This is a genomic window from Jiangella endophytica (assembly GCF_003427025.1).
GTDB classification, from domain to species: Bacteria; Actinomycetota; Actinomycetes; order Jiangellales; family Jiangellaceae; genus Jiangella; species Jiangella endophytica.
In genome coordinates this window covers 884,148-909,638 of sequence record NZ_QVAI01000001.1, presented here as the reverse complement: position 1 = coordinate 909,638, position 25,491 = coordinate 884,148, and the positions used below count along the sequence as shown (strand labels likewise).

Below are 25,491 nucleotides of genomic sequence, written 5' to 3'. Positions count from 1 at the left end.
ATGACGCTGCTCGAAGTGCGCGACCTGTCCGTCACGTTCACCCGTTCCGGCCAGCAGCCCGTGCGGGCCGTCGACGGCGTCACGTTCGACGTCGCCGCGGGCCAGTCCGTCGGCATCGTCGGCGAGTCCGGGTCCGGCAAGTCGGTGACGTCGCTGGCCGTCATGGGCCTGCTGCCGTCCCGCGGCGTGAGCGTCGGCGGCACCGTCACCCTGGACGGCAACGAGCTGACCTCGATGGACCAGCGCGAGCTGCGCGACGTCCGCGGTCGTGACGTCGCGATGATCTTCCAGGACCCGATGACGTCGCTGAACCCGGTGGTCACCAATGGCAAGCAGCTGGTCGAGGTGCTCACCCGGCACGCCGGGCTGAGCAAGGGCGAGGCGAAGACCGAGGCCGAGCAGCTGCTGCGCCGGGTCGGCATCCCCGACCCGGTCCGCCGACTCGGCGAGTACCCGCACCAGCTCTCCGGCGGCATGCGCCAGCGGGTCATGATCGCCATCGCGATCGCCTGCCGGCCGAAGCTGCTGATCGCCGACGAGCCGACGACGGCGCTCGACGTCACCATCCAGGCGCAGATCCTCGACCTGCTGCGCACGCTGGTCGCCGAGAGCGGCTGCGGAATGATCATGATCACCCACGACCTCGGTGTCGTCGCCGGTCTCTGCGACGACGTCCATGTCATGTACTCCGGCCGCATCGTCGAGTCGGCGGGGACGAAGGACCTGTTCGCCCGGCCGTCGCACCCGTACACCGACGGCCTGCTGCAGTCCATCCCGCGCATCGACGACGACGATCCGGCCGACCTGCTGCACACCATTCCCGGTTCGGCGCGCGACACCGTCGCGTGGGACCGTGGGTGTGCCTTCCAGCCGCGCTGCGAGCGAGCGGTGGCCGAGTGCCTGTCCGGTCCGCCGGCGGTGACCGAGCTCGGCACGCCGATCGTGCCGCATCCGGTCCGCTGCCTGCGGCCGGTCGGCGAGGACGTGAGCCTGCACGAAGGGAATGTGGCCCGGTGAGTCTGCTCGAAGTCCGTGACCTCGAGGTCCACTTCCCCATCAAGGCCGGGACGCTGTTCCAGCGCACCGTCGGCGCCGTCAAGGCCGTCGACGGCGTCGACCTCGACATCGAGGCCGGCACGACGTTCGGGCTGGTCGGCGAGTCCGGCTGCGGCAAGTCGACGCTCGGCCGCGCGATCATGCGGCTGATCGAGCCGACGAAGGGCTCGGTCACGCTGGACGGCCAGGACATCCTGGCGCTCAGCGAGCGCAGGATGCGCGCCGTCCGCCGCCAGTTCCAGATGGTCTTCCAGGACCCGATGGCCAGCCTCGACCCGCGCCAGAGCGTGGAGTCGCTGCTCACCGAGCCGCTGCGGGCGCACAAGATCCCGGGCGGTGCGGCCGGCCATGCCAAGCGCATCCGCGAGCTGCTCGACGTCGTCGGGCTGCCGGAGTCGGTGGTCAACCGCTACCCGCACGAGTTCTCCGGCGGGCAGCGGCAGCGTCTCGGCATCGCCCGGGCGCTGGTGCTGAACCCGGCGCTGATCATCGCCGACGAGCCGGTGTCGGCGCTGGACGTGTCGATCCAGGCGCAGGTGATCAACCTGCTCAAGGAGCTGCAGGAGCGGTTCTCGCTCACCTACGTGGTCATCGCGCACGACCTCGCCGTCGTCCGGCACATCAGCAAGACGGTCGCCGTCATGTACCTCGGCGGCATCGTGGAGCAGGCGCCGGCCGCCGACCTCTACCGCCAGCCGCTGCACCCGTACACGAAGGCGCTGATGAGCGCTGTGCCGGTGCCGGACCCGAACGTCGAGGGGTCGCGCAGCCGCATCCTGCTGCAGGGCGACCTGCCGTCGCCGGCGAATCCGCCGACCGGCTGCCGGTTCCACACGCGGTGCCCGTGGAAGCAGGCCACGAAGTGCGACACCGAGCGCCCGGCGCTGCGCGAACTGCCGCTGGTGGCGCCTGGGCACAAGGTGGCTTGTCACTTCGCCGAGGACATCCTCTCCGGGACGATCACGCCGCACGAGGTGAAGCCCGAGGAGGTCGCCCTGACCCCGGCCGCCGACGACACCAGCGGAATCGAGGCGGCTGCCGACGCCACTGAGGCGCACGTCGCCGGCGGGCTCACCCCCGGAGGGCCTCCCGGTGCCCACTGACGCCGCCGACGTCGTGGTGATCGGCGCCGGGGTCGTCGGCGCCGCCACGGCCTGGTACGCCGCGCGGTCCGGGCGGTCGGTCACCGTCGTCGACCGCGGCTCCGTGGCCGGCGGCACCACCGGCGCCGGTGAGGGCAACATCCTGGTCTCGGACAAGCCGCCGGGCGCCGAGCTGGACCTCGCGCGACTGTCGTCCGGGCTCTGGCGCGAGCTGGCGGTCGAGGTGGGCGGGTTCGAGTACGACCCCAAGGGCGGCCTCGTGGTCGCGTCCACCCCGGCCGGCTTCGACGCGCTGGTGGCGCTCGCGGCCGAGCAGAGCGCGGCGGGCATCGAGACCGTCGTCGTGCCGGCCGGCGGACTGGCCGAGCACGAACCGCATCTCACGCCGTCGCTGGCCGGTGGCGTGCTGTATCCCGGCGACGCGCAGGTCCAGCCGATGCTGGCTGCCGCCCGGCTGCTGCGGGCGGCCCGGGCCAAGGGCGCGCGGGTGCGCACCGGCGTCGAGGTCACCGGGTTCCTGCGCTCGGGCGACCGCGTGACCGGCGTGCGCACGTCGGCCGGTGACCTGCCCGCGAGCACCGTCGTCAACGCGGCCGGCACCTGGGGCGGCGAGATCGCCTCGCTGGCCGGCGTCGACGTGCCGGTGCTCCCCCGTCGCGGCTTCATCCTGGTGACCGAGCCGCTGCCGCGGATCGTCCGGCACAAGGTCTACGCGGCCGAGTACGTCGCCGACGTCGCCAGCGACGACGCCGACCTGCAGACGTCGCCCGTCATCGAGGGCACCGAGGCCGGCACGATCCTCATCGGCGCCAGCCGCGAGCGGGTCGGCTACGACCGCACGCTGTCGGTGCGGGTGCTGCGGGCGCTGGCCGCGCAGGCGGTCGCGTTGTTCCCCGTCCTGGCCGGTGTCCAGGTCATCCGCACCTACCGCGGCTTCCGGCCGTACTGCCCCGACCACCTGCCGGTCATCGGGCCGGACCCGCGGGCGCCCGGCCTCTACCACGCGTGCGGGCACGAGGGCGCCGGCATCGGCCTGGCCGCGGCGACCGGGCGGCTGATCGCCCAGCTCGTCGACGGCGAGCGTCCGGACCTGGACGTCGCGCCGTTCCGGCCGGAGAGGTTCGGCCCGGAGGTGGCGGCATGAGCGCCCCCACCCACGTTGATCTTGGAATTGTTCGGCCATCTATCGGACATTCCAGGGCGGGAACGCCGAACAACTCCAAGATCAACGTGGCGGCGGTGGCGGGGCGGAGCCGAGGGAGCCACCGATGACCGAGTTCGAGTTCGACGAGCGCGACGTCCCGTTCACCGACGGGCAGACCGTCGGCGCGGCGCTGGTCGCGGCCGGGGTGCGGTCCTGGCGGACGACCCGCCGCGAGAGCCGCCCGCGCGGAGTGTTCTGCGGCATCGGCGTCTGCTTCGACTGCCTGGTCACCATCGACGACGTCCCCAACCAGCGGGCCTGCCTGGTACCGGCGGCCGAGACGATGGTGGTGCGGACACAGGAAGGAGACGGCCGTGGCCACCTCGCCGTATGACGTCGCCGTGGTGGGCGCCGGCCCGGCCGGGCTGGCCGCGGCCGCGGCGGCGCTCGCGGGTGGGGCGCGCGTCGCCCTGATCGACGCCGGGCGTCAGCCCGGCGGCCAGTACTGGCGGCACCGGCCCGGCGACCTGGGAGCGGTCGCCGACCTCCACCACGACCTGCGCACCTTCCGTGCGCTCGTCGCCGGTGCGGCCGGTGCTGTCACCTTCCCCGGCCACCACGTGTGGACGATGTCCGGCTCCGCGGCCGACGGGTTCGTCGTCCGGTCCGTGGCCGGCGACGACCCTCGGGGCACGGCCGAGCTGGCCGCGAGGAGTCTGGTGCTCGCCCCCGGCGCGTACGACCGGCAGGTCCCGTTCCGCAGCTGGGACCTGCCGGGCGTGTACACCGCCGGGGGCGCCCAGGCTCTGCTCAAGGGCAACGAGGTCCTGGTCGGCCGGCGCGTGGTCGTCGGCGGCACCGGGCCGTTCCTGTTGCCGGTCGCGGCCGGGCTGGCCGCCCGCGGCGCGCGGGTCGTCGGCGTCTACGAGGCGAACGGTCCCGCGGGCTGGGCGCGGCACGCGGGTGCGGTCGCACGCGTCGCGGCCAAGCTCACCGAGGGCGCCGGCTACGCCGCCGCGCTGGCCCGGCACCGCGTGCCGTTCCACGCCCGTCAGGCGGTCGTCGCCGCGCACGGCGACGACGTCGTCGAGGCCGTCACGGTCGCGAAGCTGGACCACGAGTGGCGCGTCGTGCCCGGGTCGGAGCGGGTCGTCGAGTGCGACGCCGTCGCCGTCGGCTGGGGGTTCACGCCGCAGCTGGAGCTGCCGCTGGCGCTGGGCGTCGGCACTCGCGTCGACGCCGACGGCTCGCTCGTCGTCGAGGTCGACGAGCACCAGCGGACGACGGTGCCAGGCGTCTACGTGGCGGGCGAGGCCTGCGGCGTCGGCGGAGCGGCACTGGCCGTCGCCGAGGGCGAGATCGCCGGGACGGCGGCCGCTACGGCCACCACCGGGGCCGGGCCCGCCGCGGTGCCGGCCCGGCTGCGCCGCAGGCGGCGGGCGCTGCGCCGGTTCGCCGCGGCCATGCACGCCGTCCATCCGGTGCGCGACGGCTGGCAGACCTGGCTGGGCGACGACACGCTCGTCTGCCGGTGCGAGGAGGTGACCGCCGGCGAGGTGCGGGCCGCGGTCGAGGACCTCGGGGCGACCGACCCGCGGACGGCGAAACTGCTGAGCCGGGCCGGCATGGGATGGTGTCAAGGGCGGGTGTGTGGCTACGCCACGGCCTGCCTGACCGCGTCGGCCTGTGGATCAGCAGTGTCGGCGCTCGACCTCCAGGGGGTGAGCGAACGTCCGATCGCCGCTCCGATCTCACTCGGCCGGCTGGCGGGCGACGCCGGTCACACCGGACAACAGTGACATTTCACATGTCACTAAGATATTCTGCAGGAAGCACACGACGACGACCCCCGACGCCCGGCGGAGCGCTCGTCGCCGACCCACCCCGCACCGAACCTGGAAGGCTCATGCATGTCTGACGTCGATCACGCCGTCGGCGCGGCCACCGAGGCCGCCGCGCCGTTCGAGCAGGCCGGCCGCGTCGGCCGGGCCGACGCCCTCGACGCCGTCGCCGCCGCGCTCGAGGACGACCGCGACGCCATCGTCTCCACCGCCGACGCCGAGACCGGGCTGGGCACCACCCGGCTGAACGGCGAGCTCACCCGCACCACGTACCAGCTGCGGCTGTTCGGCGAGGTGCTGCGCGAGGGCTCGTACACCGAGGCCACCATCGACCATGCCGGCGACACCCCCATGGGGCCGAAGCCCGACCTGCGCCGCATGCTCGTTCCCGTCGGCGTCGTCGGCGTCTTCGGCGCCAGCAACTTCCCGCTCGCGTTCAGCGTGCCCGGCGGCGACACCGCGTCCGCACTCGCGGCCGGCTGCCCCGTCGTCGTCAAGGCGCACCCGTCGCACCCGGAGACCAGCCGGCGCACCTTCACCGCCATGCGGGCCGGCCTGGCCGAGGCCAAGCTGCCCGAGGGCACTCTCGGCCTGGTCGAGGGCCTGGAAGCCGGCACCGAGCTGGTCCAGCACCCCGACGTGCAGGCCGTCGGCTTCACCGGTTCCACCCGCGGCGGCCGGGCGCTCGCCGACATCGCCGCCGCGCGGCCGCGCCCGATCCCGTTCTACGGCGAGCTCGGCAGCCTGAACCCGCTGGTCGTGACGCCCGAAGTGGCGGCCGGCCAGGCCCAGGAGTTCGCCGCCGGCTACGTCGGCTCGATCACCATGGGCGTCGGCCAGTTCTGCACCAAGCCCGGCCTGCTGTTCGCGCCCGCCGGCGACGGCGGCGACGAACTGCGGGCCGCGCTGGGCGCGAAGCTCGCCGAGGTCCCGGCCGGCCGGATGCTCAACGACTCCATCCGCGACGCCTTCCAACGCGAGACCGAGCGGCGGCGCACCGACGGCCGGCTGCGCACGCTCGGCGACGGCCAGGGCGACGACCCCGCGCTGGGCCGACCGGTGGTGTTCTCCGTCGCCGCGGCCGACCTCGACGCCGAGCTGCTCGAGGAGTGCTTCGGCCCGACCGCACTGGTCATCGAGTACCGCGACACCGACGAGCTGCTCACCGCACTCGACCGCCTCGACGGCCAGCTGACCGCGACGGTCCACGCGGGCGAGAGCGAGACCGAGCTGGTCGACCGGCTGCACACGACGCTGCGGCGGCGAGCCGGCCGGCTGCTCTTCGGCGGCTTCCCGACCGGCGTCGCCGTCACGTGGGCCATGCAGCACGGCGGGCCGTACCCGTCGGCGACGCTCAGCGCGCACACCTCCGTCGGGCCGACCTCGATCCGCCGGTGGCTGCGTCCGATCTCGTACCAGAACGCGCCGGAGTACGTGCTTCCGGAGGAGCTGCGCGAGGCGAATCCGGGCATTCCGCGTCGAGTGGACGGCATTCTGCAGACTTAAAATTTCGTAGCTAGTCCCGCTTTCCCTGTTCTACACACATGAGTGAAATGTTATATAGTATAGAAATGGAGCCTCACATGAACGGTCGTGAAAAGCCTTGGCACGGCGTTCTGGTTGCCACCCCGACGTTCTTCCGTGACGACCTGTCGGTCGACTTCGACCGGTACGCCGACCACGTGCGCTGGCTCGCCGAAGGCGGCTGCCACGGCGTCTGCGTCAACGGGTCGCTCGGCGAGTACCAGGTGCTGACGTCCGACGAGCGGGCCAAGATGGTCGAAGTTGCGGTCGAGGCGGCACCCGAGGGCTTCACGGTCATGGCCGGCGTCGGGGCGTACGGTGCCCGCGAGTCACGCCAGTGGGCCGAGCAGGCGGGCGAGGCCGGCGCCGAGGTCGTCCTGGCGCTGCCGCCGAACTCCTACCGCGCCGACGAGCGTTCGGTCGTCGACCACTACCGCGAGGTCGCCAAGGCGGGCCTGCCGGTGTCGGCGTACAACAACCCCATCGACACCAAGGTCGACCTCACCCCCGCGCTGCTGTCCGAGCTGTACAACGAGGGCCTCATCGTCGGCGTCAAGGAGTTCACCGGCGAGTCGCGACGCTCCTACGAGATCGGCGAGCTGGCCCCCGGGCTGGACATCCTCATCGGCACCGACGACTCCGTCGTCGAGGTCGGCCTGGCCGGCGCCAAGGGCTGGATCTCCGGCTTCACCAGCGTCTTCCCGCGCGAGAGCGTCCGGCTGTACGAGGCCACGCTGGCACACGACCTCGACACCGCACTGCCGCTGTACCGCACGCTGCACCCGCTGCTGCGCTGGGACTTCCACACCGAGTTCGTCCAGGCCATCAAGCTGTCGATGGACGTCCTCGACCTCGGGGGCGGCCCGGTCCGGCAGCCGCGGCAGCCCATGCTGCCGGAGAGCGCCGCGACCGTCCGCGAGCTCACGCAGCGCATCGCCGCAGAATTCTCCTCGGCGACCGTAGCCTGAATTCAGGACCACCGAGGAGTAGCGACGATGCGATCCAAGCGGATCTTCCACACCGTGGAATCGCACACCGAGGGAATGCCGACGCGCGTCGTCACAGGCGGCGTCGGCACCTTCCCCGGCGCCACCATGGAGGAGCGGCGCCAGTGGTTCATCGCCAACTCCGACCACCTGCGGCGGCTGCTCATGTTCGAGCCGCGCGGGCACTCCGCCATGAGCGGCGCGATCCTCCAGCCCCCCATCCGGCCCGACGCCGACTGGGGGGTCGTCTACATCGAGGTGTCCGGGTGCCTGCCGATGTGCGGGCACGGCACCATCGGCGTCGCGACCGTGCTGGTCGAGACCGGCATGGTCGAGGTGACCGAGCCGGTCACCACCATCCGGCTGGACACCCCGGCCGGACTGGTCGTCTGCGAGGTGGCCGTCCGCGACGGCGCCGCCGAGTCCGTCACCATCCGCAACGTCCCCGCCTACACCGATCGCCTCGACGCGAAGGTCGACGTCCCCGGCTGGGGCACCGTCACCTACGACCTCGCCTACGGCGGCAACTTCTACGCCATCCTCGACGCCGGCCAGCTCGACCTGCGCGTCGACGTCGCGCAGAAGGACCAGCTGCTCGCCGCCGGGCTGGCCATCATGGACGCCATCAACGAGCACGACGCGCCCGTCCATCCGGAGAACCCGGAGATCAACGTCTGCCATCACGTCCAGCTGGTCGACCCCGGCTCGGACGCCCGCCGGTCGCGGCACGCCATGGCGATCCACCCCGGCTGGTTCGACCGCTCACCCTGCGGCACCGGCACGTCGGCCCGCATGGCCCAGCTCTTCACCCGCGGTGAACTGCCGCTCGACACCGACTTCGTCAACGAATCGTTGATCGGCAGCCGATTCGTGGCCCGTCTCGTCGGCGAGTCGAGCGTCGGAACGCTTCCCGCGGTGATACCTACAGTCACCGGGCGCGCTTGGTTGACAGGAACGGCACAGTACTTCCTCGACCCCACAGATCCCTTTCCCGAGGGCTTTCTCCTTTAGGGTTGAAGAGGTGGGATATCTCGCACGAACGCGACGTCGCCGTGACGTTCGGCCGCCGTGCAACACCGGAGGGACCACAGATGGCTGAACTGCGGCAGTTGGCTCTGCCGTCCTTCGCACGGCGGATGAGCGTCAGAGAAGAGGTCGCCGACGCGCTGCGTGGCGCCATCGTGTCCGGCGAGATGAAGCCCGGGGAGCTGTACTCCGCCCCCGGACTGGCCGAACGCTTCGGCATCTCCGCCACGCCCGTCCGCGAGGCGATGCTCGACCTCGTCAAACAAGGCCTGGTCGAGGTCGTGCGCAACAAGGGCTTCAAGGTCACCGACATGTCGGAGACCGACCTCGACCAGATCACCCAGATCCGCGAGCTGCTCGAGCCGCCCATCGCCGCCCAGGCGGTCTCGGCGATCTCCGCGCAGGAGCTGGCCCACCTGCGCAACCTCGCGGCCGCCATCGTCGACGCCGCGGCGGACGGCGACCTCATCAACTACATCGGCGCCGACCGCGAGTTCCACGTCCGGTTGCTCTCGGCCAGCGGCAACCAGCGCCTCGTCCGCATCGTCGAGGAGCTGCGCGCGCAGACCCGTCTCTACGGCCTCTCGACGCTCGCCTCGTCCGGACGGCTGGTCGCCAGCGCTCGCGAGCACCAGCTGATGTGCGACCTCATCGAGGCCGGCGAGGCGGAGCAGCTGCAGGAGCTCATGCGCACGCACATCGGCCACATCCGGCGCGAGTGGGCCGGCCGCGAGGACTGAGCTCAGAACGATCAGCGAGTACTTCTCCCGCCCCACCAGGCCGCCTGCCTCGTGGTGCGGGAGAAGTCCTCGTGCCGACCGTCGACGAGCACCTCGGCGTCGCACCGCGGCCCGCATGCCGGCATGATGCGCCACCCTTGACGCCCCTTTCGTCCGGTCAGTACCATGTCACATCTTTCAACGCTGTTACCGCTAACAGCGCTCGACTCCGAACCCCGTCGGATCGCACCTCCCCGGACAAGGAGAACCACATGAAGAAGGACCTGTCCCGGCGCACCGTCCTCCGCCTGGGGGCTCTGGCGGCCGCGGCACCGGCCGTCGGCACCATGGCGGCCGGCAGCGCCGGTGCCGCGCCCGGCAGCGCCTCCGCCACGGCCGCGGCCGCGGCCGCTACGAGCCAGCCCACCCTCCCGCTCGCGGACAGCTGGCAGGTACGCCCGTTCACGCTGAGCCAGGTGACGCTCGGCGACAGCGTCTTCAAGGAGAAGCGCAACCGGCTGCTGAACTACGCCCGCGAGTACGGCCCCAGCGTGGTCAACGGCGTGCGTGACGACCAGCGCGGCCCGGACCGCATGCTGCGCAGCTTCCGCGTGACCGCCGGGCTGGACCACAAGGGCGTCAACCCGATCGGCAGCTGGGAGTCGCCCGACGGCAACCTGCGCGGCCACTTCAGCGGGCACTTCCTGACGCTGCTGGCGCAGTCGTGGGCGTCGACCGGCGAGCAGATCTTCAAGGACAAGCTCGACTACATGGTCGGCGCGCTGGGCGAGTGCCAGGACGCGTTCGCCGCCCAGGCCGCCCGTCCGACGCCGCGGCCCGCGGGACGCAATGGGACGGCGATCCGGCTCACCGGCACGCCGAACGGCCACATCACCGGCGACGCCGACTTCATCAGGCTGCCGGTCGGCATCGTCGGCGGCCTCACCGACTTCACCGTCGCCGCGTGGGTGAACCTCGCCGTGCGCGACGACAACGCGCGCCTGTTCGACTTCGGCCACCCCGGCGACGCCGCGACGGACTCGCTGTCGCGGATGTACCTGTCGGTGCACAACGACACCGGCCCGCGGTTCGCCATCACCACCGGCGGCGCGGCCGCCGAGCAGCGTGTCCAGGCGACGACGGCGCTGCCGGCCGGCGAGTGGGCACACGTCGCCATCGTGAAGTCCGGCGGCACCGGCACCATCTACGTCAACGGGGTCGCCGCGGGCAGCGGCGAGCTGAGCCTGTCGCCGTCGGACCTGGGCAGCACGCCGGACAACTGGATCGGCCGGGCGCAGTTCCCGCAGGTCAACATCAAGTTCCTGAACGGCCTGGTGGACGAGTTCCAGCTCTTCGGCCGTGGCCTCGACCCCGCGGAGGTCGCCGCTGTCGCCGCCGACCCGGCGGCGGCGAGCGCCGACGTCGCCTGGTACCGGTTCGACGAGGCACCGGGTCCGGCGATCACCGACTCGTCCGGCCACGGCCGGCACGGCGAGTTCTTCGGCGCGACGGACGGGCGGCGGCATCCGGGGTTCCTGTCGGCGTACACAGAGGCGCAGTTCATCCGGCTGGAGGAGTTCACCACCTACAGCGGCACTGGTATCTGGGCGCCGTACTACACGCTGCACAAGATCATGCGCGGCCTCATCGACGCGTACCACCTGGCCGGCAGCGAGCGGGCGCTGGAGATCGTCACCAAGATGGGCGACTGGGTGCACAGCCGCTTGTCGCAGGTCCCGCGCGAGAACCTCAACCGGATGTGGTCGCTGCACATCGCCGGCGAGTTCGGCGGGTCGAACGAGAACCTCGCCCACCTCGCCGCCATCGCGACCGACCCCGAGCGCGGTGCGGACTACCTGGCCGCGGCGAAGGCGTTCGACAACCGGCGCACCGTCCTGCCGGCCGCCATCGAGGACCGTGACGTGCTCACCGGCATCCACGTCAACCAGCACGTGCCGCAGTTCACCGGCTACCTGCGCATCTACGAGCAGGACACCGCCGCCAACGCCGAGTACTACACGGCGGCGGAGAACTTCTGGCACATGATCATCCCGCAGCGGATGTTCAGCCACGGCTCGGCCGGCGGCCAGTACGGCGCGGCGCCCGGGCGGCCCGAGAACACGAACCCCGAGCTGTTCCAGCCACGCGGCGACATCTCCGAGTCGCTGCACTACCAGAGCGCGACCTCCGGGACCACCAGCGGCGGCGGCGAGACCTGCTCGTCCTACAACCTGCTGAAGCTGACCCGGAACCTGTACTTCCACAACCCCGACCCGGCGTACATGGACTACTACGAGCGTGGCCTGACGAACCACATCCTCGGCTCGCGCCGCGACAACGACAGCGCCAGCGACCCGCAGGTGACGTACTTCCTGCCGGCGCACCCGGGCGCCACCCGCGGCTTCGGCAACAACGGCACCTGCTGCGGCGGCACCGGCATGGAGAACCACACGAAGTACCAGGAGACGATCTACGCGCAGTCGGCGGACGGCTCGACGCTGTACGTCAACCTCTACATCGCCTCCACGCTGCACTGGACGGAGAAGGGGTTCACCGTCACGCAGGTGACGGACTTCCCGCGGCAGGAGTCGACGTCGATCACGGTCGACGGCAGCGGCCCGCTCGCCGTCAAGCTCCGGGTGCCGTACTGGGTGCGGCGCGGCTTCACCGTGACGGTGAACGGCGCCGCCGCCGACGTCGCGGCCGAGCCGGGGACGTACCTGACCCTGGACCGCACGTGGGCGCCGGGCGACCGCATCGACATCGCGATGCCGTTCAGCCTGCACACCGAGCGGGCGCTGGACGACCCGCAGGTCGAGAGCATCCTCAACGGCCCGCTGGTGCTGCCGGCTCTGAACCGGTCGCGCGAGTGGCGGCAGTTCACCTTCTACCCGCGGCTCAAGCTCGACGGGGACCTCGCCGCGGCCGTCGAGGCGCTGGACGAGCCGAACTTCTTCGCCACACACGAGCACACGCTGCGCCCGCTGTACGTCGGCATCAACGACGCGCACCACGTGTACTACAAGCGGGTCGAGCCGAAGGTGGTGTTCGGCTCGGTCGACTCCGGCGTCTCCAACGAGACCCGCGACGACGACGGCGACAGCTTCCTCGACAAGGTCTGGGCGGCCGCGCCGTTCGCCGCCCACGGCCAGTTCGTCCGCCGCGTCGAAGAGGTGTCGGCGCAGTGGCAGGCGGCCGGCCGGTTCACCCGCCGCGAGCGGCAGGACGTCCTCGTCGCGGCCGCTCGGGCGCAGGAAGACCTGCGGGCCGGCTGACGCCGCCCGCGGCGGGCCATACGGGCCCGCGGGGAGGTGCGCCGGACCGGGACCGCAGCCCGGGCCGGCGCACCTCCGTCACCCCTCGTCGTCGAGGTGCGCGAGCAGCCGGCGGTACGTCTCGTCGACCGCGCTCTCCCGGGCCGGGACGACGACGACGCGCGGCCGACTCTCCAGGTGCGCCGTCAGCCGGTCATACAGCGCTGCCACCTCGGCCGGCTCGGCGTCGGGCGCGCCGGCGGTCGTCCGGGCGCGTGCGGCGAACCGGCGCAGGACGGCCGGCTTCGCGTCCATCAGCACCAGTTCGTGGAACGTCGCGCCTACTTCCTCGGCCACCGCCTCGAGCTGCTCCAGGAACCCGGGCCGCGCCACCAACTGCGCCACGACGACGTCATAGCCGCCGCCGGGCGTCGCCGGGCCGCGTGCCAAAGCGTCGTCGCGGCCGTCATCGAGGTCGCCACGCCCGGCCAGCAGGTGCGTCCGCGCCGCCGCCACAGCGATCGCGCGCGCCAGCAGCCCGGCGGCACCCGCATCGTCGCGCCAGCCGCCGATCAGGTCGCGCACACGGTCGACGTCGAGGTTGAGCGTCAGCGGGTGCTCGGCCGCGTAGCGGCGGGCCAGCGTCGACTTGCCGACGGCCGGCGGCCCGTTGAGCACGATCAGCCGCGGCGTCACGCTCCGTAGGCCGCCAGGAACACGTCGGCCGCGCGATCGGCCAGCCGCTCCAGCTCGTCCGGCGGCGACACGGCCGCGGTGCCGGCGAACATCATCCGGTTCATCGGCTTGTACATGACCAGGCCGGCGAGGTGGTACGCGGCCAGCGTCGGGTCGTCCAGCTCGCGCAGCAGCCCGCGGTCGGCCATGCGCCGCAGCGCCTCGCCCAGCAGCACCAGCGACGGATGGAAGGCCCGCTCCCACCAGGTGCCGGAGACGTCGGGGAAACGGTCGGCCTCGGCGATGACCAGACGGCGCAGCTGCAGCACGTCGGGCCGGCTGAGGCTCTGCAGCAACTGATGGCCGACCTCGCGCAGCGCCGGACGCGCCTCGGTGGCGTCGTCGAGCGTGGCGTAGACCGCGGCCAGCCGGTCACCGAGGGTGTTGGTGCGGCCGGCGATGATCTCGGCGAACAGGTGCTCCTTGTCGGCGAACTGCTTGTAGACCGTCTGCTTGGAGACCGCGGCCTTCGCCGCCACCTGGTCCATGCTGGCGCCCAGATAGCCGTGCCGGAGGAACACCTCGGTGGCTGCCTCGATGATGGCCCGTCGCTTGCGCGCCGTGCGGCCTTCCTCAACGTCCTCGAGAACCATGCCTTCTCCTCACTCCTTCAGCGCAGAGTACTAGACAGTTCCGTACTCATGTGAGTACTGTACCGTCTAGTTCCGAGCCACCATCGAGATCCAGGAGCACGAGATGAGCACGGTCACCTCCAAGGACGGCACGACCATCGCGTTCGACACCTATGGCGACGGCCGGCCGCTGATCATGATCGACGGCGCCACCGGCTACACCGCCATCAACCCGCTGAACGCGGAGACCGGCGGGCTGCTGGCCGACGAATTCCGCACCTACGCCTACGACCGCCGCGGCCGCGGCAACAGCACCGACACCGCGCCGTACGCCGTCGAGCGCGAGATCGAGGACCTCGCCGCGCTGGTCGAGCACGCCGGCGGCGGCCCGGCCGTCCTCTTCGGCTGGTCGTCCGGCGGCGTACTGGCGCTGGACGCGGCCGCGTCCGGGCTGGTGCCGGTGAGCCACGTCGCGGTCTTCGAGCCGCCGTTCGTGGTCGACGACGTCCGCCCGCCGCTGCCGTCGGACTACGTCGAGCGTCTCGACGCCGCCAACGCGGCCGGGCGGCCCGGCGACGCGGTCGAGATCTTCATGCTCGACGCCGCCGGCGCGTCGCCCGCGGACGTCGAGGGCCTGCGCCAGAGCGACTTCTGGCCGGTCATGCTGGGCATCGCACCCACCATCGCCTACGACGGCCGGATCATGGGCACGACGATGTCCGGCAACCCGCTGCCGGCCGACCGGTGGGCCTCGATCGACGTCCCCGTGCTGGTCATGCACGGCATCGACACCTGGCCGACGCTGATCCCGGGTCCGCGGGCCGTCGCCGAGTTGCTGCCGACGGCCACACTGAAGCCCGTGCCGGGCGAGAACCACGGCACGACGGCCGACGTGCTCGCGCCGGCGCTGCGCGAGTTCGTGCGGGAGGCCTGATCATGGGACGCATCGTCGTGACGGAGTTCATCAGCCTCGACGGGGTCGTGCAGGCGCCCGGCGGCGAGAAGTTCAAGTACCAGAACTGGTCCTTCGACTTCGACAGCGGCGACGAGGGCGAGCAGTTCAAGGTCGACGAGGCGCTCGCAGGGGAAGCGCTGCTCCTCGGCCGGGTGACGTACGAGGGCTTCGCGTCCGCCTGGCCGAGCGAGGAGGGCGTCCTGGCGGACAAGTTGAACGGCATGCGCAAGTACGTCGTCTCCAGCACGCTCACGGACCTGGCGTGGAACAACACCCAGGTCGTCCGCGGCGACGTCGCCACCGAGGTGGCGAAGCTGAAGGACGAGGTCGACGGCGAACTGCAGGTCGCCGGCAGCATCCGGCTGGCGCAGGAGCTGCTCGAGCACGATCTCGTCGACGCGCTGCACCTCATGACGTACCCGGTGCTACTGGGCTACGGCCGCCGGCTGTTCGGCGAGACGACGGACCGCACGCGGTGGCGGCTCACCGAGTCGCGGACCGTCGGCGAGGGCGTCCTGATCACGCTGTTCGAACGCGACCGCACCTAGGCTGAGTGGTCCGATTGCCGGCGGTGGGGCGGCAGCGTGCTGGTGGACAGCGATGATCGTCAACGATCGCGTGCACCACCAGGCGTTCTCCCGCTCCACCAGGCATGCATGCCTGGTGATGCACCCGAACGCCTCATGGCCCCGCCTCCGGGGTGCGGGCCTCATGCGGACGGGTCACCTTGGCAAGGCTCACCGCCCCGCAAACCCGTACGAGTCGGACAGTCGAGCGACGGTGGACCTAGCCAAGGACATGGCCGGGCGCTGCCAAGGCAGACCACACCGATTCCACACCTGAAGAACCAGCGCCCCGACCAGACGCTCCCTCATCGCCCACGACCACGAGAGATCGTTCGAACGCGACCGCGCCTAGGCTGAGTGCATGAGCGACGACCCGGTCGGCGTGGTGACCCGCTGGGAGGACGCGGGCGGCGAGTGGCGCGTCGTCGCCCGCACGGCGGCCGGCGTCACCGTGGCCCTGTGCCGCTGCGACGGCGGCGAAGAGGTCGACCGCTTCACCTCCGCCGACCCCGCTCTAGTGGAGTTCCTCGCCCGGCGCGGCTGAGCCGCCGGTCAGCGCCCGCAGCGGCGCCGTCAGCCGGTCCGCCAGACCGGGGTCGACGTCACGGGCCTCGGCGAGCAGCGCCTCGGTCGCGACGGCGAACGCGCGGCGCAGGGTGGCGTCGTCGAGCGCGCCGGCCAGCGCGTCGAGCAGCGGCCGCGTCACCGCCTCGGGCAGGCCGTCGACGCCGCGGCCCTGCCAGGCGGGAAGGTCGTGGCGCAGGCAGGCCAGCGCGACCACCTGGTCGCGCAGACCGTTGATCATGTAGAGCGCCTGCCAGCCGCGGCCTCGCTCGATGCTGGACCGCGCGTGCAGCGCGTACAGCCAGCCCATCCCGACCAGCTCGCCGGCCTCCGGCGGCGTCGCGGCCGGCACCTCGCGGGCGGTTCCGAACAGCAGCCGGAAGGTCGGCGCGATGGCGCCGAACTCCGCCGCCGGCGCGAACGCGATGTCCACCTGCAACGTGCTGGCCAGCAGGAACACCCGGTAGATGGTGCCGCCGCGCGGCGAGTCGAGGTGGGCGACCGCACCGTGCCGCTCGTACATCGCCGCCGTCCAGTCGCCGATCACCACCGCCTGGTCGGCACCGTCGGCCAGCCCGAACGCGAGGTCGACGTCGGACCAGCCGTCCTCCGCGCCGCCGGCCGCCGATCCGGTGACGGCGGCGCCGGCGATGCGGTGGTCGGCGCGGGCGGCCGCCACCAGTTCGTCACGCAGCGCCGTGCGCTCGTTGCGGGTGAACACGGGAGACGAGCCTAGATCAGCCGAGCACCCAGCTCGCTCATCCCGTCACGCTCACCGGCCAGTCCGGCGACCGCCTCGACGGCGGCGTCGACCTGCTCGGGCGTCGTGACGATGCTGGTGCCGAACCGGACGTACGCCTCGCGGTACGGCGTCACCGACGCGACGATGCGCTCGCCGAGCAGGTGCTCGACGACGTCGGCGGGGTCGTGGCCGGCGACCTCGACGCACACGAGGCCGGCCGACAGCTCGGGGTCGCGCGGCGTCACGAGCGCGCCGGCGGCCAGCACCGCGCGTCGCCGCAGCCCCGCGTCCGCCATGACTGGACGCTACTCCGCACCTCGGACATGGCCACGGTGGTCGGGCCAAGCAGCGCCGGCTTGCTCACCCGGCCGTGCGCCCACCCTCGACGAGGGCGTCGGTGGCGTCGCGACCGGCGTCGGCCGTGCGCCGCAGGAAGTCGGCGAGCAGATCGAGCTCGTCCGGCGTGTAGTCGTCGAGCAGGCCGTCCATGGCGTGGTTCATGCCGGCGAACTTGCGGAACAGCTCGGGGTTGCGCTCGCGGCGGGCGCGGACGATGACGGCTCGGCGGTCCGCGGGGTCGCGCTCGCGGGCGATCCACTCACCCCGTTCGAGGCGGTCGAGGATGCCGGTCAGCGTGGCGGCGTGCAGCCCGGTGCGCCGCGCCAGCGCACTGGGGCTCAGCGGGCCGTGACGCTTGATGACGTCGAGGCAGTCGAAGTCGGTGTCGCGGAGGTCGAAGGACGCGCTGATCTGGTGGTTCAGCAGGGACAGCTGGACGCTCAGCTCGCGCATCGACTCCTTGATCGCGGCGCCGGACCGGCGACGGCGACGGCGGGCGTCGGCGTCCTCGCCAGTGGTGGTGGAGGTCATCGGCTGCGCCCTTCGCCCGCTTCGTTCCGCCTTCATATCGTCCGCGACTCAAAGGTTATCGCAGGTGCACTGTGACGCCTCTCATAAGATACGGAACTCAAAATAGATGTTACGGTTCTCGTATTATACGAATCGCTGAGTACTTCGAGGAGACATCATGATCCTGCTGACCGGAGCGACGGGGACGGTCGGACGGCCGCTCGTCGATCTGCTGCGCGGGGCGGGCGCCGAGGTGCGCGCCGTGAGCCGCGAAGCGGCGGCGGCCGGGCTTCCGGCCGGCGTCGAGGTCGTCGCCGGCGATCCCTCCCGGCCGGACACCGTCGCCGAGGCGCTCGACGGCGTCACGGCCCTGTTCCTGCATCCCCGCGCCGTGGGCGACGCGGCCACCGGTCTCGCTGCCCTGGCGCGACGGCGAGGGGTCCGGCGGATCGTCGCGCTCTCGGCCACGAACGTCGACGACGACCCGTCGGAGCAGCCGTCGCGCTTCGCCGGCGACCGCAACCGCGAGGCCGAGAAGGCCGCCGCCGGCAGTGGCCTCGAGTGGACCAGCCTGCGTGCGAGCTTCTTCGCCGCCAACACGATCGCCATGTGGGGCGCCCAGATCCGCGGCGGGGACGTCGTCCGGTACGCGTACCCGGACGTCAGCGAACTCCCGATCCATCAGCGCGACATCGCCGCCGTGGCCGCGCACGCCCTGCTCACCGACGATCTCGTCGGCCGGCGGGTGGAGCTGACCGGACCGCAGTCGCTCACCCACGCCGACATGGTCACCGTCATCGGCGACGTCCTCGGCCGCTCCCTGCGCTACGAGGAGCTCGCTCCGGCCGACGCCGTCGATCGCCTGGTCGCGCACGGCCTGCCCGAGCCGTTCGTCGTCGCGCTGGTGGCGAGGTACGGGCGACTCGCCGGCACAGCGCAGCCGCCCTCGAACGACGTGGAGAAGGTCCTCGGCCGGCCCGCCGCCACGTTCGCCCAGTGGGTCGCCGACCACACCGCCGCTTTCACCGACCAGCCGGAGCGCCGATGACCTCGGCATCGACTCCAGAGGAGACCACCATGACCGAGATCGACCGCAGGAGGCTGCTGAGGGGGACGATGGCGGCGGCTGCCGGGACACTGGCCGCCGGCCCGGGCGTCCAGGCCGCCGCGGCCGCCGACGACCACGAGCCGGCCGAGGCGACGGGCCCGAAGGTGCTCCGGACGCCCGCCCACCGCTTCGCCGGTCTGCCGGACTATCCGTTCGCGCCGCACCACCTGCGCGTCCGGCTCGGCGACGGCTCGCACACCACCGTGCGGATGCACTACCTCGACGAACGGCCTGCGTGGCCGGTCCGGGCATCCGGCGAGACGATCCTGCTGCTGCACGGCAACCCGTCGTGGAGCTACCTGTACCGCCACGTCATCCCGCCCCTGGTGGCGGCCGGGCACCGGTGCGTGGCGCTGGACCTCGTGGGCATGGGCAAGTCCGACAAGCCCACCGACCGCTTCCTCTACACCTATCAGCAGCACCTGGACTGGCTGACCGAGGCCGTGGTCGAACGGCTGGACCTGCGCGACGTCACCATGGTCTGCCACGACTGGGGCGGCACGCTGGGCCTGCGGCTGCTGGCCGAGCAGCCGCACCGGTTCCGCCGGGTCGTGGCGATGAACACCGGCCTGCGGACGGGTCGCGAGGAGATCCCCGCCGAGGGCTGGATGCACCTCGCCACCTGGCTGCAGTTCACCCAGCGCACGAACCCGCTCGCCGTGTCCGACGTCGTCGCCGGCTACACGACGTCGGCGCTCGACCCGGCGGTCCTGGCCGCCTACGACGCGCCGTTCCCCGACGACCGCTACCAGCACGGCGTCCGCCGCTTCGCCGTGCTCATCCCGCTCACGCCGGCCGACGAGGCGACCCCGGCGTTCGAGGCGGCGTGGGAGGTGCTGGAGACGCTGGACCTTCCGTTCTTGTGCGTCTTCAGCGCGAACGACCACGTCAGCGGCGGCCGCCACGACGAGCTGAGCGGCCGCGTCCCGGGCGCCGCCGGGCAGCCGCACAGCGTCATCGCCGACGCGCACCACTTCCTCCAGGAGGACAAGCCCGGCGACGTGGCGGCCGCCATCGACGACTTCATCGCCCGCACCCGGCCCTGACCACAAGGAGAACCATGGAACTCGACCAACTCAGCACCGACGACACCGCACCGGCCGCATCCACCCGGCGGTCCCCCGCGCCGACCGGCTGGCGGCGTGTCATCGGCCTCGGGCTCGGCTTCGCCGTCCTGGTCGGTGTGCTCGTGACGGCGTTCGCGTGGCCGCCGGCCGAGTCGGCCCCGCGCGGCGTGCCCGTCGCCCTCGTCGGCTCCGCCGACGCCGCCGATCGGGTCGAGCGGCAGCTCGGCGACGCCATGCCGGACGCGCTGGACCTGCGGGCGGCAGCCGACGCCGACGAGGCCCGCCGGCTCATCGAGGACCGTGAGGTCTACGGCGCGATCGTCGTCGAGCCCACAGGAGAGCGCCGGGTCCTGACCGCGTCGGGCGGCAGCCCCGTGGTCGCACAGCTGCTCGCCGGGCTCGCGGATCCGGCCGTGGCGGCCCCGGCGGTCGAGGACCTCGTCCCGCTGCCGGGCGACGACCCGCGCGGCGCCGCCTTCACCGCAGCCGCGCTGCCCATGGTGCTCGGCGGCATGGTGGTGGGAATCCTCATGTCGTTCCTGGTGACGGGCGTGTGGCGACGGGTGACCGGCGCGCTGGTCGCGGCCGTGGCCGCGGGCGGGGTCGTGACGCTCGTCGCGCAGGCCTGGCTCGGCGCCCTCCAGGGCAGCGCCTGGGCCAACGCCGCGGCGGTCGCGCTGATCGTCGCGGCGATCTCGTTGACCATCACCGGCCTGGTGGCGCTGCTCGGCCCGGCCGGCATCGGCCTGGGCGCCGTCGTCATGTTCCTCATCGGCAACTCGATCTCCGGCGTCTCCTCGGCTCCGGAGCTGCTGCCGACCGGCTGGGGAGCTCTGGGCCAGGCGCTCCCGGCCGGTGCGGGCGGCACGCTGCTGCGATCGACGTCGTACTTCGACGGGGCAGCGGCCGGCGGCCCGGTGCTGGTGCTCGTCGCCTGGGCGGTCGCCGGGTTGGCGCTCGTCGCGCTCGGCCGGCGTGTACGACCCGCGGCCCACCACGCCCTGGCGGGTTAGCCCGCGGTCAGAGAACGGCGGGCAACCGGGCGGCGAGCAGTTCGAAGTCGCGCGGGCCGGTGTAGGCGTGCGCCGACAGGCGGAGGAACGCCCGTCCGTCGTGCACGGTGACGTTGACCTCGGCGCCGGCGTCGCGGGCGATCCGGACGCGCAACGCCTCCTCGGCCGGCTTGTCGTCGATCCGGATGGACGGCGGCAGGCCGACCAGGCGCATGGTCGGGGCCGGGGCCGCCAGCTCGGGCACGTCGCCGCCGATGGCCTTCGCCACCAGCTCCGCCCCCGATGCGACCAGCCCGGACACGGACGCGCGAGCGGCCGGCCAGTCCAGTTCGGCCAGCACGTCCAGAGCGACCGGCGCCGCCAGCCACGGCACGTAGTCGGCCGTCGCCTGCCAGTCGAAGCGTTGCTGCAGCGTGCCGTGCTCGGACCAGGAGACCGCGGGCGGCAGCGTCCGCGACCGCCACCGCGGCGCCACGACGAGGCCGGCGGTCCCGCGCGGCGCGCACGCCCACTTGTGGAAGTTGCCGGCCCAGAAGTCCGCGCCCTCCGGCACCGGCGCCTCGATCAGGCCGGGCCCGTGCGCGCCGTCGACGATGACCGGCACGCCGGCCGACCGGCACACGTCCACCAGCCGGGCCACCGGGACGACGGAAGCGGTCGCCGAGGTGATCTGGTCCAGCAGCACGACGTCGGCACCGGACACCGCGGGCGACACCAGCGCCACCACCTCGTCCGCGGACGAGGTCAGCGGCACCGGCACCTCGACCACCGAGGCGCCGCGCAGCGCGGCGAACCGTTCCGCCGCGAACCGCACCGCGCCGTAGCGATGAGAAGTGACGACGATGCGCCCGCCGGCCGGCACGTCGACGGCCGCCAACGCGACCGTCACGCCCGTGCTCACGTTCGGGACCAGCGCGAACCCGGCCTCGTCGGCGCCCGCCCACCGGGCCAGAGCCGTCCGCGCCGCCGCGACCCGCTCCGGCAGCGCCCGGAACCACGCCGCCGGGTTCGCCTCGCTCCGCGCCCGCAACCGTGCCGCCTCGCGCTGCGCGGCCAGCGGCACGGCACCCCACGATCCGTGGTTGAGGTGCAGGACGGCGGGGTCGAGGGACCACAGGTCGGGCCTGGGCTGCCACACGGAGGTCACGGCGTCATCCTCCCCCGGCCCGGGCCACGGAAATCCACTCTTGACGAAAATCCTGTTTCCTCTACCCTATAGGAAACACGCTTCAAGGAGGAGGCTCGGTGTCCGACCCCATCAGCAGCATCGTCCGTGAACCGGCGCGGATCCCCGGCGGCGAGTGGTTCACCGGAGCCGGACTGGGCATCTTCGTCCACTGGGACCACGCCAGTCAGCAGGGCATCGAGATCTCCTGGCCGCTGGTCGGGCGCTCGATCATCCCCGGGGTCGACGAGCCCGAGGATCCGGTGACGGTGGACGAGTACCAGTCCAGCGCCCCCACGTTCGACCCTCGGCGCTGGAATGCCACGGAGCTCGCGCGGCTGGCCAAGAACGCCGGGGCCACGTACGTCGTCTTCACCACCCGCCACCACGCGGGCTACTCGATGTTCCACACCAAGCACTCCGACTTCGGCGTCGAGCACGGCCCGTTCGGCCGCGACATCGTGCGCGAGTACGCCGACGCCGTGCGGGCCGAGGGTCTGCGGGTCGGCTTCTACTACAGCCTCTCCGACTGGCACCACCCGGACTACCCCGCGTTCACCGACGCTGACCGCCCGTACCCGGCCGAGCACTGGCCGGCCGCCGGGCGCCCGGAGAATGCCGGCAAGCCGGTCGCCTCGGACCGGCACCGCCGCTCGACCCCGGAGCAGTGGGCCCGCTACCTCGACCACCTGCGTGGCCAGCTCACCGAGCTGCTGACGAACTACGGCACCGTCGACCTGCTCTGGTTCGACGGCGAGTGGGAGCGCTCCCCCGAGGAATGGGACGCCGCGGGTCTGCGCCGGCTGATCAAGAGCCTGCAGCCGGACGTCGTCATCAACGAGCGGCTGCCCGGACAGGGCGACTACAGGACACCGGAGCAGGCCTTCCCGCTGACGGCGCCGGACGGGCCCTGGGAACTGTGCCTGACGATCGGCCAGATGTGGGGCTACCGTCCCACCGACACCAAGAACAAGTCCGCGCACTCGCTCGCCGTCAGCCTGGTCGAGGTGGTCAGCCGCGGCGGCAACCTGCTGCTCAACGTCGGCCCGCGCGGCGACGGCAGCCTGGTCGAGGAGCAGGCCGAACGGCTCGACGCGATCGGCGGCTGGCTGGCCGGCCACGCCGAGGCCGTCGTCGGCACCGTCCCGACCACCGGCGTCGACTTCTACGGCCCGACGACGGCCCGCGACGGCGTCGTCTACCTGCACCTGGTGAACCGGCCGGTCGAGGAGATCGTCGTGCGCGGTCTGCCGGTGCGCCGCGTCGCGAACGTCCGGCTGGTCGGCTCCGGCGCGGCCCTGCCGTACGAGGTGGCGTTCGAGGTGCACGAGGTCAGCGGCGACGACACCGCCGAGCCGCTGGGCGAGATCCGCATCCCCGCGCCGGACCCGACCGGCGCGCTGATCGATGTGGTGGCCGTGGAGTTCGCGTGAGCATCGTCGACGCGCACCACCACCTCTGGGACCCGGCCGTCCGGCCGTATCCCTGGATGACCGGGCCGGCGGCGCCGCTGCGCCGCCGGTTCGGCACCGACGACCTCGCCGCCACCCTCACGGGCACGGACGTGACGGCGACGGTGGTGGTGCAGGCGGTCGCGGACGCCGGCGAGACCCGCGACCTGCTCGACGTCGCCGCCGACGACGCCAACCCGGTCACCGGCGTCGTCGGCTGGGCCGACCTGACGGCGCCGGACGTCGACGACACGCTCGCCCACCCGAGCCTGGCCGGTGTCCGGCACCAGACGCACGACGAGGCGGACCCGCGGTGGCTGCTGCGCCCCGACGTCCGCCGCGGGCTCGCGGCGCTACGCGACCGCGGACTCCCCTTCGACCTGCTGATCCGCGGCCGCGAGGTCCCGGCCGCGCTCGAGCTGGCGAGGGCGGAGCCGCGCCTCCAGCTGGTCGTCGACCACGCGGCCAAGCCGGCCATCGCGTCCGGCGACTGGTCCGGCTGGCTCGCCGGCCTCACCGAGCTGGCCACGTTTCCTCAGGTCAGCTGCAAGATCTCCGGGTTGGTCACCGAGGCCGACCCGGCCCGCTGGCGGGAGCAGGGCGTCGTCCGCTATGCCCGCCAGGTGATCGACCTGTTCGGCCCGGACCGGACGATGTTCGGCTCCGACTGGCCGGTCTGCACGCTCGCCGCGAGCTACGCCGACGTCCTGGACGTCGCGCTCGACGCCACCCGGCAGCTCACCGACACAGACCAGCAGGCGGTCCTCGCGGACACCGCTCGCCGCGTCTACTTCCAACGGAGGAAGCCATGCACGTGAGACACCTGACCACGACGGTCGCGGCCGTCGCCGGACTCGCCGTCACGCTGACGGCCTGCGGCGGTGGCGACGACAGCACGTCGACGACCGGCGGCCCGCTGCAGCTCTACACCTGGGTGAGCAGCCAGAGCGACCGTGAGCAGTGGGAGTCGTTCGTCAGCGAGGCGCAGAAGGAGGACCCGGACCTCGACGTCACCATCGAGGGACCGAGCTTCGCCGACTACTGGACCAAGGTGAAGACCCGGCTCTCCGGCGACGACACGCCCTGCCTGCTCACCACGCAGGCGGCCCGCGCGCAGGAGCTGAGCAGCCTGCTGATGCCGCTGGACGACCTGGTCGAGAAGCACGACTTCGACCTGTCGGAGGTCGACCCGTCGATGCTCGAGGGCATGACGGTCGACGACTCGCTGCGGGCGATCCCGTACGACGCCGAGCCGGTCGTGCTGTTCTACAACGCCGACGCGTTCACCGCCGCCGGTCTCACCCCGCCGGGCCCGGAATACTCGCGGGAGCGGTTCCTCGCCGACGCGACGGCGCTGACCACCGACGACCACAAGGCGCTGGCCGTCACGCCGGGCATGTTCATCCCGGCCGCATGGGCCACCGCCGGTGATGCGTCCTGGCTGAACGGCGACGGCGACCTGGACCTCACGAACGCCGACTTCGTCGCACAGCTCCAGGACTACTTCGACCTGGTCGCCGTCGAGGGCATCGCGAACCCGCCGAACGCCGCCGACGCCGCGGACGTCGCCCAGCAGGCGTTCACCAGCGGCGACGTGGACATGCTCATCGAGGGACCGTGGATGTACGGGACGTTCGACGAGGCGGCCGACTTCACCCTCGGCGTGACGATCGTCCCCTCGCCGAGCGGCCGGCCGCACGGCATGACCGCCGGGTCCGGCTTCGGCATCGCCGCCAACTGCGACCGGCCGGACGACGCGTTCGAGGCGATCGTCGCGCTGACCTCCACCGGCGTGCAGGAGTCGCTCGCGGCGTCCCGCGGCATCGTCCCGGCGCGGGCCGAGGCGCTGCCGGCCTGGGCCGAGGGCAAGGCCCCCGGCGCGGCCGATGTCGTCACCGCACTGCTCGGCAACGCGACGGCGCAGGTCACGACGCCGACCTGGAACCAGGTCGAGACGCTGATGACGCAGTACAGCGTCGAGGGCTACCGCGGCCAGCGCAGCGCCGAGGAGATCCTGCGGACCATCCAGGACTCGGTCGGCGGCTGATCGC

Annotated in this window: 25 protein-coding genes; 19 read left to right on the top strand and 6 right to left on the bottom strand. The window is 72.5% G+C overall.

Annotation, left to right across the window (positions count from 1 at the left end; genetic code table 11):
- From DZA62_RS04025 to DZA62_RS03980, 10 genes are all read left to right on the top strand, one after another.
- Complete coding sequence (locus DZA62_RS04025) at nt 1–1,017, top strand: ABC transporter ATP-binding protein (RefSeq protein WP_116947431.1); 1,017 nt, start codon at nt 1–3, stop codon at nt 1,015–1,017.
- The gene (locus tag DZA62_RS04020; protein ID WP_116947430.1) at nt 1,014–2,159 is read left to right on the top strand and encodes an ABC transporter ATP-binding protein; all 1,146 of its coding nucleotides are present in this window, start codon (nt 1,014–1,016) and stop codon (nt 2,157–2,159) included. The genes DZA62_RS04025 and DZA62_RS04020 overlap by 4 nt, the downstream gene beginning before the upstream one ends.
- Complete coding sequence (locus tag DZA62_RS04015; protein ID WP_116947429.1) at nt 2,149–3,303, top strand: NAD(P)/FAD-dependent oxidoreductase; 1,155 nt, start codon at nt 2,149–2,151, stop codon at nt 3,301–3,303. Before DZA62_RS04020 ends, DZA62_RS04015 begins: the two co-directional genes overlap by 11 nt.
- Nucleotides 3,304–3,427: 124 nt before the next feature.
- On the top strand, nt 3,428–3,697 hold the full coding sequence (locus tag DZA62_RS04010) for a (2Fe-2S)-binding protein (protein WP_116947428.1): 270 nt from the start codon (nt 3,428–3,430) through the stop codon (nt 3,695–3,697).
- Nucleotides 3,678–5,102, top strand: coding sequence for an FAD-dependent oxidoreductase (locus DZA62_RS04005; protein ID WP_198663388.1), 1,425 nt, complete (start codon nt 3,678–3,680; stop codon nt 5,100–5,102). The genes DZA62_RS04010 and DZA62_RS04005 overlap by 20 nt, the downstream gene beginning before the upstream one ends.
- A gap of 111 nt (nt 5,103–5,213) precedes the next feature.
- The gene (locus tag DZA62_RS04000; protein ID WP_116947427.1) at nt 5,214–6,650 is read left to right on the top strand and encodes an aldehyde dehydrogenase (NADP(+)); all 1,437 of its coding nucleotides are present in this window, start codon (nt 5,214–5,216) and stop codon (nt 6,648–6,650) included.
- Nucleotides 6,651–6,727: 77 nt separating this feature from the next.
- Nucleotides 6,728–7,636: a dihydrodipicolinate synthase family protein gene (locus DZA62_RS03995; protein ID WP_116947426.1), complete on the top strand. Its 909-nt coding sequence runs from the start codon at nt 6,728–6,730 to the stop codon at nt 7,634–7,636.
- 27 nt (nt 7,637–7,663) lie between these two features.
- Entirely contained in the window at nt 7,664–8,665 is a 1,002-nt protein-coding gene (locus DZA62_RS03990) for a proline racemase family protein (RefSeq protein ID WP_116947425.1), read from the top strand.
- A gap of 80 nt (nt 8,666–8,745) precedes the next feature.
- Nucleotides 8,746–9,420 carry a GntR family transcriptional regulator gene (locus tag DZA62_RS03985; protein ID WP_116947424.1) on the top strand — a complete coding sequence of 225 codons (675 nt, stop codon included), beginning with the start codon at nt 8,746–8,748 and terminating at the stop codon, nt 9,418–9,420.
- Nucleotides 9,421–9,671: 251 nt separating this feature from the next.
- Nucleotides 9,672–12,674, top strand: coding sequence for a beta-L-arabinofuranosidase domain-containing protein (locus tag DZA62_RS03980; RefSeq protein ID WP_116947423.1), 3,003 nt, complete (start codon nt 9,672–9,674; stop codon nt 12,672–12,674).
- Between the two features lie 78 nt (nt 12,675–12,752).
- Here the strand turns inward: DZA62_RS03980 and DZA62_RS03975 are convergent, their stop codons facing one another.
- Together DZA62_RS03975 and DZA62_RS03970 are read right to left on the bottom strand one after the other, a co-directional pair.
- Nucleotides 12,753–13,349, bottom strand: a complete 597-nt coding sequence (locus tag DZA62_RS03975; RefSeq protein ID WP_116947422.1) for an AAA family ATPase — start codon at nt 13,347–13,349, stop codon at nt 12,753–12,755.
- Nucleotides 13,346–13,981, bottom strand: a complete 636-nt coding sequence (locus DZA62_RS03970; protein WP_116947421.1) for a TetR/AcrR family transcriptional regulator C-terminal domain-containing protein — start codon at nt 13,979–13,981, stop codon at nt 13,346–13,348. Before DZA62_RS03970 ends, DZA62_RS03975 begins: the two co-directional genes overlap by 4 nt.
- A gap of 103 nt (nt 13,982–14,084) precedes the next feature.
- Here DZA62_RS03970 and DZA62_RS03965 point away from each other — a divergent pair, with 103 nt between their 5' ends.
- From DZA62_RS03965 to DZA62_RS03955, 3 genes are all read left to right on the top strand, one after another.
- Nucleotides 14,085–14,894: an alpha/beta fold hydrolase gene (locus DZA62_RS03965; RefSeq protein ID WP_116947420.1), complete on the top strand. Its 810-nt coding sequence runs from the start codon at nt 14,085–14,087 to the stop codon at nt 14,892–14,894.
- A 2-nt stretch (nt 14,895–14,896) separates the two neighbouring features.
- Nucleotides 14,897–15,463 carry a dihydrofolate reductase family protein gene (locus DZA62_RS03960; protein WP_116947419.1) on the top strand — a complete coding sequence of 189 codons (567 nt, stop codon included), beginning with the start codon at nt 14,897–14,899 and terminating at the stop codon, nt 15,461–15,463.
- Nucleotides 15,464–15,842: 379 nt separating this feature from the next.
- On the top strand, nt 15,843–16,025 hold the full coding sequence (locus tag DZA62_RS03955) for a hypothetical protein (protein ID WP_116947418.1): 183 nt from the start codon (nt 15,843–15,845) through the stop codon (nt 16,023–16,025).
- Here DZA62_RS03955 and DZA62_RS03950 read toward each other — a convergent pair.
- The 3 genes from DZA62_RS03950 to DZA62_RS03940 form a co-directional block, all read right to left on the bottom strand.
- Nucleotides 15,996–16,766 carry a nucleotidyltransferase domain-containing protein gene (locus DZA62_RS03950; protein WP_116947417.1) on the bottom strand — a complete coding sequence of 257 codons (771 nt, stop codon included), beginning with the start codon at nt 16,764–16,766 and terminating at the stop codon, nt 15,996–15,998. The genes DZA62_RS03955 and DZA62_RS03950 overlap by 30 nt on opposite strands.
- An 11-nt stretch (nt 16,767–16,777) precedes the next feature.
- The gene (locus tag DZA62_RS03945) at nt 16,778–17,083 is read right to left on the bottom strand and encodes a hypothetical protein (RefSeq protein ID WP_116947416.1); all 306 of its coding nucleotides are present in this window, start codon (nt 17,081–17,083) and stop codon (nt 16,778–16,780) included.
- A 64-nt stretch (nt 17,084–17,147) separates the two neighbouring features.
- Nucleotides 17,148–17,657 (bottom strand): MarR family transcriptional regulator, encoded by a 510-nt coding sequence (locus DZA62_RS03940; RefSeq protein ID WP_116947415.1) that lies wholly within the window; start codon nt 17,655–17,657, stop codon nt 17,148–17,150.
- Between the two features lie 154 nt (nt 17,658–17,811).
- On the opposite strand from DZA62_RS03940, the gene DZA62_RS03935 reads away from it, so the two are divergent.
- The 3 genes from DZA62_RS03935 to DZA62_RS03925 are packed head-to-tail and all read left to right on the top strand — an operon-like array spanning nt 17,812 to nt 20,824.
- On the top strand, nt 17,812–18,684 hold the full coding sequence (locus tag DZA62_RS03935; RefSeq protein WP_116947414.1) for an NAD(P)H-binding protein: 873 nt from the start codon (nt 17,812–17,814) through the stop codon (nt 18,682–18,684).
- Nucleotides 18,685–18,713: 29 nt separating this feature from the next.
- On the top strand, nt 18,714–19,790 hold the full coding sequence (locus tag DZA62_RS03930) for a haloalkane dehalogenase (protein WP_198663386.1): 1,077 nt from the start codon (nt 18,714–18,716) through the stop codon (nt 19,788–19,790).
- 14 nt (nt 19,791–19,804) lie between these two features.
- Nucleotides 19,805–20,824 carry a hypothetical protein gene (locus tag DZA62_RS03925; protein WP_198663385.1) on the top strand — a complete coding sequence of 340 codons (1,020 nt, stop codon included), beginning with the start codon at nt 19,805–19,807 and terminating at the stop codon, nt 20,822–20,824.
- 7 nt (nt 20,825–20,831) lie between these two features.
- On the opposite strand, the gene DZA62_RS03920 is transcribed toward DZA62_RS03925, so the two are convergent.
- Nucleotides 20,832–21,971 (bottom strand): aminotransferase class V-fold PLP-dependent enzyme, encoded by a 1,140-nt coding sequence (locus DZA62_RS03920; protein WP_116947413.1) that lies wholly within the window; start codon nt 21,969–21,971, stop codon nt 20,832–20,834.
- A gap of 98 nt (nt 21,972–22,069) precedes the next feature.
- Here DZA62_RS03920 and DZA62_RS03915 point away from each other — a divergent pair, with 98 nt between their 5' ends.
- The 3 genes from DZA62_RS03915 to DZA62_RS03905 are packed head-to-tail and all read left to right on the top strand — an operon-like array spanning nt 22,070 to nt 25,487.
- Nucleotides 22,070–23,422, top strand: coding sequence for an alpha-L-fucosidase (locus DZA62_RS03915; protein WP_116947412.1), 1,353 nt, complete (start codon nt 22,070–22,072; stop codon nt 23,420–23,422).
- Nucleotides 23,419–24,258, top strand: a complete 840-nt coding sequence (locus tag DZA62_RS03910; protein WP_232827239.1) for an amidohydrolase family protein — start codon at nt 23,419–23,421, stop codon at nt 24,256–24,258. Before DZA62_RS03915 ends, DZA62_RS03910 begins: the two co-directional genes overlap by 4 nt.
- Complete coding sequence (locus tag DZA62_RS03905) at nt 24,249–25,487, top strand: ABC transporter substrate-binding protein (protein WP_116947411.1); 1,239 nt, start codon at nt 24,249–24,251, stop codon at nt 25,485–25,487. Before DZA62_RS03910 ends, DZA62_RS03905 begins: the two co-directional genes overlap by 10 nt.
- Nucleotides 25,488–25,491 lie beyond the last annotated feature (4 nt).